At 59.2% G+C, this 7,200-nt stretch carries 6 protein-coding genes; all 6 read left to right on the forward strand.

All coding sequences use genetic code 11. The annotated features are described in order from the left end of the window. Positions 1–53: 53 nt before the first annotated feature. Positions 54–2,234, forward strand: a complete 2,181-nt coding sequence (locus CAL20_RS25395; RefSeq protein WP_094839385.1) for a TonB-dependent siderophore receptor — start codon at positions 54–56, stop codon at positions 2,232–2,234. A 192-nt stretch (positions 2,235–2,426) separates the two neighbouring features. Beyond that, entirely contained in the window at positions 2,427–2,840 is a 414-nt protein-coding gene (locus CAL20_RS25400; protein WP_094839396.1) for a PaaI family thioesterase, read from the forward strand. A gap of 74 nt (positions 2,841–2,914) precedes the next feature. Then, positions 2,915–3,598, forward strand: coding sequence for a nitroreductase (locus tag CAL20_RS25405; RefSeq protein ID WP_094824111.1), 684 nt, complete (start codon positions 2,915–2,917; stop codon positions 3,596–3,598). 52 nt (positions 3,599–3,650) lie between these two features. Continuing rightward, a complete protein-coding gene (locus CAL20_RS25410; RefSeq protein ID WP_094824110.1) occupies positions 3,651–4,046 on the forward strand; it encodes a RidA family protein in 396 nt (131 codons plus the stop codon). 144 nt (positions 4,047–4,190) lie between these two features. Continuing rightward, complete coding sequence (locus CAL20_RS25415) at positions 4,191–5,474, forward strand: MFS transporter (RefSeq protein ID WP_094824109.1); 1,284 nt, start codon at positions 4,191–4,193, stop codon at positions 5,472–5,474. Between the two features lie 16 nt (positions 5,475–5,490). Further along, on the forward strand, positions 5,491–6,474 hold the full coding sequence (locus CAL20_RS25420) for a threonine/serine dehydratase (protein WP_179266741.1): 984 nt from the start codon (positions 5,491–5,493) through the stop codon (positions 6,472–6,474). Positions 6,475–7,200 lie beyond the last annotated feature (726 nt).

Genomic DNA, 7,200 nt, shown 5'->3' on the forward strand with positions numbered 1-7,200 from the left:
ACAGGTTTTCCTTCTCATCTTTCCTGTCTGGAGCCCCTTCCGTGGCTTACTCAATGTACTTTCGGCAACGTCCTGTGTCGTCAGGCGTTCAACGTCCCGGCCTGCCTACGGCTCTCGTCCTGGCCTTGGCGGGCATCTATGCGACTTGCGCCCAGGCGCAGCCCACTGAAGCCTCGACGTCAACCAGTGCACCCAGCGCGACGGAACTGCCGACTGTCACCATCCAGGCCGATACTTTCGATGACTCGCTGGAGCATCTGCAAACGCCCGTGAACGCGGGCGCGTTGGGCAGCCGCACGCAACTGGAAACGCCGTTTTCCAGTACCGTCGTCACCGCTGCGGATATCGAAAATCGCCAGGTTTCCAAATTGGGCGACGTATTTGCGCTGGACGCCTCCGTAGGCGACAACAGCTCATCCAACGGCGCCTGGGCCAGCTATCTGACGGTGCGTGGCCTGCCGCTGGATTGGCAAAACTCCTATCGCATCGACGGCAAGCCCTTTGTCAGCTATGTCACCACCTTGCCCTACGAGCAGTTCGAGCGCATCGACTTGCTCAAAGGCGCCTCCGGTTTCATGTACGGTTTTGGCGCACCGGGCGGCATGCTGAACTACGTCACCAAAAAGCCCACCGACGAACCGGTACGCAGCATCACGCTGGGCTATACCTCGCAAAGCGTATTGCGTGAATCCGTTGACTTCGGAGACCGAGTCGGCGATGACGGGCGATTCGGCTATCGCCTTAACGCGACTCACGAAGAAGGCACCACGTACAACGATGGCTCGCTTTATCGCGACTCGGTTTCCTTGGCGCTGGACGCGCGTCTGACCGACAAGCTGACCTGGGATTTTCAATCCATCTACCAGGACCGCAAAGCCATCAGGCAGGACGCCACCATCACTGCAGCAGGCATGTCCGGCACCTCGCTGCCCTCGCCGCTGCGAGCCGATAACGACAACCTTCAGGGTGAAGGCCCCTATGCCGACAACGCTTTCCGCTTTTACTCCACAGGCCTGAAGTATGCGGTAAACGACAACTGGAACGTCAGCACCCACTACACCTATAACTCCACCCGCACACGCCGCAACGAAGCCGTACTGTCGCTGACCAATAGCGATGGCGACTACGACGATTACCGTTCCGACTATGGAGAGGCCTATTCCTATAACCAATGGGAAGCCATGGCCGAAGGCAAATTCAATACCGGCCCGCTCAAACACCAGGTCGTGCTGGGCGTGTCGTGGCAAAAGCAAAAGAACGATTACAGCTCCAATGGCGTGTATCAGCTCCAGGGTACCGGCAATCTGTATGAGCAGAATCCCAACACCTATTACAGCGAAGGCCAGCTTGATCTGTATCGCGCGGCAGAGATCACACAGAAAGCGGCATTCGCCAGCGACACGATCGACTTGACCGGCGGCTGGTCGATCCTGGGCGGGCTGCGCTACACCGATTACGAACAACAGGGCTTTGATGCCGCAGGCGTTCGGTCGGAACCCTATGAGAAAAACGGCGTCCTGACACCGACCGTGGCGCTGATGTACAACTTCACGCCGCAGACCATGGCGTATGCCAGCTACATCGAATCCCTGGAACCTGGCTCGGTCGTCGGCAATACCTACGAAAACCGCGGCGCCCTGCTCAGTCCGCTCAAGAGCAAGCAATACGAGCTGGGCATCAAGACCGAAAACGAGGATTGGTCAGCGACCGCCGCGCTGTTTCGCATCGAGAAAAAATCGGAGTACGCCCGACAGCTCGCAGACGGAGGACAAGAGCTGGTCCAAGGCGGCAAGTCGATTTACCAGGGCCTGGAGCTCGGTGCCTCGGCGCGCGTCGCGCGGGACTGGAATGTCGGCGGCAGCATCATGATGCTCGATAGCGAGTACAAGAAAGGCGCCGATCACAACGGCAACCGCGTCGCAGGCGCCCCCAAATTCATCGCCGCGGCACAAGTTGTCTATGACGTGCCGCAGCTGCCGGGCCTGAAACTACGGGCCGATGCCAAATACACAGGCGGGATCATGCTGGACGCGTCTAGCAACATCGAGGTCGACGACTACACCGTCTTTAATATCGGCGCCACCTACGACACGCGCATCTATGACTACAACACGACCTTCCGTGCCGGCATCAACAACCTCACCAACAAACGGTACTGGCTGTATCAGTCGGAGAACTACATCAAGGCGGGCGATCCGCGTACTTATAGCTTGAGCGCCAGTATCGCGTTCTGAGCAACCCGGGGACTGATACTCGCCAGCCGTGCTGGCATCAAGCGCAGCACGCACCACGAGGCGGACGATGAATCATCATCGTCCGCCTCGCCGCTTGTGACATGTCCGGCCGACAAATTGATCTATCAACGGTATCATCGATGGTTGTATCCGGGTGCATGCACCCGATTCCACTATCCATTGCTACGTATCATGAGCCGTTTCGAAGACAATCCTTTTCTGCACTCGCTGGGCGCCACGATCGAAAGTTGGGGCGACGGCCGCGTCGTCATCCGCATGGCGCTGCAACCGAGCCATCTCAACCGCCAAGGCGCCTTACAAGGCGGTGTGGTCTCCGCTCTACTGGATGCTGCCTGCGGTTATGCGGGTATCAATCCCGATCATGCCGAACGCAGCAACTCCGTGACCATCTCATTGGCCATCAACTTTATCGGCTCGGTCAAAAGCGGCTATGTGCTGGCGACCGGCACGGTCACCGGCAGCGGGCGCAAGATCTATTTCTCTCAAGCGACCGTGACCGACCCGGACGGGCGTGTCCTCGCGTCCGCCCAGGGATCATTCAAATATGGCAGCCCTCGCGTCAATACGGAAACGCCATCGGACTGATCCGTGACTTGAACTCGTTATCCTCGAATCGACGACGCATCGGTCAGGATGCCGCAACCGCAGGAACCACTGAAATGAACGATGCACCCCACGCTGTTGAACAAGCCATCGTCTCGCGCCAAAGCATTCGAGGCTTCTTGCCCAGGCCCGTGCCCACGGCGCTGATTCGCCGGATCCTGGATGCCGCTGCTCGTGCACCCAGCGGCAGTAATATTCAGCCCTGGAAAGTACACGTTGTCACCGGCGCTCGCCGCGACGCCCTGTCCCAGGCATTGCTCCAGGCCCATGCCCGCCACGAGCCGGAACGCCGCGAGTATCAGTACTATCCCGTCAATTGGCGCAGCCCCTATCTGGATCGCCGGCGCGAAACAGGCTGGGGCCTGTACAGCCTGCTGGGCATTCAGAAAGGCGATCGCGAGGCCTCGTCGCAGCAGCATGCCCGTAACTACGTGTTCTTCGACGCTCCTTGCGTGCTGCTGTTCACCATTGACAACGACATGGACAAAGGCAGCTGGCTGGATTACGGCATGTTTTTGCAGAACATCATGATCATGGCTCGTGGCTGCGGCCTGGACACCTGCCCGCAGGCCGCTTTAGCCAATTACCCCGACATCATCAAACAACAACTGGGCATCCCGGACGATCAGATCGTCGTATGCGGCATATCGCTGGGCTATCAAGATCCCGACGAGCCAGTCAATCAATACCGCACCACGCGCGTTCCAGTGGACGAGTTCACGGTTTTCCACGACGGCTGACCGCACGTCACGCAACATCGATATCGACTTTTCAACTATACGGAGCTATTCCATGTCGACCAGCACGCCATCCTCGTCCAGCCCGATCAAACGCCTGCCCAACTTTTCGCTGTATCGCCGTGCAGGCGATCTGGTTTTCGTATCCGGCCAAATGGCATTCGGCGAAGGCTTTCGCCTGATCGGCGATGACGTCGCCACGCAGACGCGCGTCTGCCTCGAAAACATCGAACGCCAGCTCAAAGCCGCGGGACTCACCGCTCGCGACATCGTCAAAGCCACAGTCTGGTTGACCCGCACCGAAGACTTCGCCGCGTTCGATGCGGCCTACGGTGCGTTTTTTGGCGATGCTACCTTGCCTGCGCGCTCGACAGTGCGTGCCGATCTGATGGTGCCGGGCGCGTTGATCGAGATCGAAGCCATTGCTCAAGCCGGCGCAGGCCAGGCCTGAGTTTGGCGCTATCCTTGCACTCGAGGCCGCGCTAGGGCGGCCTTTGCACATCAGCCGGACGACATTCTGTTTTCCGGCTTTGTATTTAACGCTGCCTGACAGCATCCCATTAAACGCTCTGTCTCACTTTCGGACACTTCATCCATGGACACCGCATCAACGGTATCGCCAGCAACGGGCAAGGCCTCTCCTTCAGCAGGCCGTCTGATCGCCGCCGCCTCCATCGGCAATGCACTGGAATGGTTTGACCTGGTGGTTTACGGTTTTTTCGCCGCGACCATTTCGCGCTTGTTTTTCCCGAACGAAAACGAAACGATTTCGCTGCTGATCACGCTGGGTACCTTTGGCGTATCGTTTTTCATGCGTCCGCTGGGTGCATTGGTGCTCGGCGTGTACGCCGATCGTGTCGGCCGCCGTGCCACCTTGACGCTGGCCATCACGCTCATGATGCTGGGCACATTGATGATCGCCGTCATGCCCACCTATGCCGCGATCGGCATCTGGGCGCCCATCGGCATTGTGATCGCTCGCATGATTCAGGGCTTTTCCGCAGGTGGAGAGTTCGGCAGCGCCACCGCCTTTCTGGCCGAGCACAGCCCGAACCGCCGCGGCTTCTTTGCCAGTTGGCAAGTCGCCAGCCAAGGCCTGACCACCATCCTGGCCGCCGGCTTCGGCACTGGCCTCAATGCCTGGTTGACGACCGAACAACTCGAGAGCTGGGGTTGGCGTGTGCCGTTTTTCTTTGGCCTCTTGATCGGTCCCGTCGCGTACTACATCCGCACCCGCATCGACGAAACGCCGGAGTTTCTCGCGGCAGAGCGTACTGAATCGCCGTTGGCCGACACCTTCACGCAACACCGCACGCGCTTGATCCTCGCCATCGGCTCGGTCGTACTGGGCACGGTTGCGACTTATCTGATTCTCTACATGCCCACGTATGCGGTCAAACAACTGGGTATCCCCGCATCCGCCGCATTTGCTGCAACGCTGATCACCGGCGTCGTTCAATTCATCTTTGCGCCCATCGTGGGCCATTGGTCAGATCGACACGGACGCACAGGCATCATGCTGACCTCGGCCGTGCTCTTTCTCGTCTTGATGTACCCGCTGTTCTTGCTACTGAGATCGTCGCCCACCTTTGCCACCATGATGGTGGTGCAGTTCGTGATCGGCGTCTTGTTGGCAGGTTACTTCGGCGCGCTGCCTGCGTTGTTGACCGATCTGTTCCCAACCCAGTCGCGCACGACCGGCATGTCACTGGGCTACAACATCGCTGTCACGATCTTTGGCGGATTCGCGCCGTTCATCATCGCCTGGCTGATATCGATCAGCGGCAACAAACTCGCGCCGAGCTTCTATGTCATTTTCGCGGCCGTGATCAGCTTGATCTCGCTCATTGCCGTACGCAAAAATTTAGGCCTGCGCTGAACCATAGGAAATCATCATGACCACCTCTGCGGAAACATTACCCGTCCCGGATCTAGCCGCCATCACCGATCTGCATGGAGAACTGCAACGCTGGGTACGCACAACGCCTGTCGTTGCGAAATCCGATTTTGATCCCGTTGCAGGCACGGATGTTTGCTTCAAATTCGAATTACTGCAAGCCAGCGGAACGTTCAAGGCGCGTGGCGCCTTTTCCAATCTGCTTGCGCTTGATCAAGCCCAGCGCAACGCCGGCGTCACCTGCGTCTCTGCCGGCAACCACGCGGTCGCCGTCGCCTACGCCGCCATGCGTTTGGAAATCCCCGCCAAGGTCGTCATGATCAAGACGGCAAGCCCTGCCCGCGTGTCCCTATGCCGGCAGTATGGCGCCGAGGTCGTCCTCGCTGAAGACGGCCCGTCCGCATTTGAAACGGTGCGCCGTATCGAGAGCGAAGAGGGCCGATTCTTCGTACATCCCTTCAACGGCTATCGCACCGTTCTAGGCACCGCGACGCTGGGCTACGAGTGGCTGCAACAAGCAGGCAAGCTTGACGCCGTCATCGTTCCCATCGGCGGTGGCGGTTTGATGGCAGGCGTCAGCACCGCCATCAAACTGCTCGATCCCCAGTGCCAAGTCATCGGCGTAGAGCCCGAAGGCGCCGATGCCATGCATCGCAGCTTTGCCGCGAATGGCCCCATCAAAATGGGTCCCATGCAAAGCATCGCCGACAGCCTCATGGCGCCTCATACCGAGCAATACAGCTATAACCTGTGCCGCCAGAACGTGGACCGTCTCGTCACGGTCTCGGATGACGATCTGCGCAGCGCGATGCGGCTGCTGTTCGATCAACTCAAACTGGCGACCGAACCCGCTTGCGCCGCGGCGACCGCAGCGTTGGTCGGAAAACTCAAAGACGAGTTGGCAGGCAAACGAGTCGGCGTATTGCTCTGCGGCACCAACACCGATCCTGCGACGTTCGCGAAACATCTGGGCGTCATGTAGTTGGCCATGAATAGCTGGGTTGAGGTTGGTGTGCTTATTGGACGTCGAGCCGAGGCAATCGGGCCGTAGGGGCTTCACAAAGCCGGTCCGGCCCGCGGGGGCCGGACACCGTGTTCGCTCGTCTCGTCCGGCCCGTTCGGGCCTACCTTCGACGTCCGCTCCACTCGGCTTTGAGGCGCCCCCACGGCCCGATTGCCTCGGCTCGACTCGCAGTAATTCAGGCTCATCACATCGCTGGCACGGCTGTCTTGCTTGGCGTTTTTTTGTAGCCCTGTTGGCAAAGAGAAAGATCTTGCAGGGCTGCTATTCGCGCGTGCCCTGCACACGCGCGAATAGCGATCGGTCCGGGCATGCGGCGGGGTGGCGTGTTGCCAGTTTGGAAGATCTGCTTGGCCAGAGTTGATGCATGCGACGATGATGCGCAGCTCATCTCTAGGTATAACGAGATCGTAGCTCGAGAGATCTTCTGTTCATCTCCGATGCCAAACCCTTCGCATGCAGATCACGAACGCTGTTCATGGCCGCGCCCGTAGGCGGCCATGAATAGCAGCCCTGCAAGATCTTCCTCCTTGCAAACGCCAGTGCTACGAAGCCTACGTAGACCAGTCGTGCCAGCGACAAGGGAATCAGAGATTCTGCGAGTCGAGGCGGGGCAGTGACCGTGTTGGCGCGCCTCGGAGTCGAGCGAGGGAAACCGAAGGAGCGTAGCGACGAGGTTGACGAAGC

The organism is Bordetella genomosp. 4, from assembly GCF_002261185.1.
GTDB lineage: Bacteria > Pseudomonadota > Gammaproteobacteria > Burkholderiales > Burkholderiaceae_B > Bordetella_A.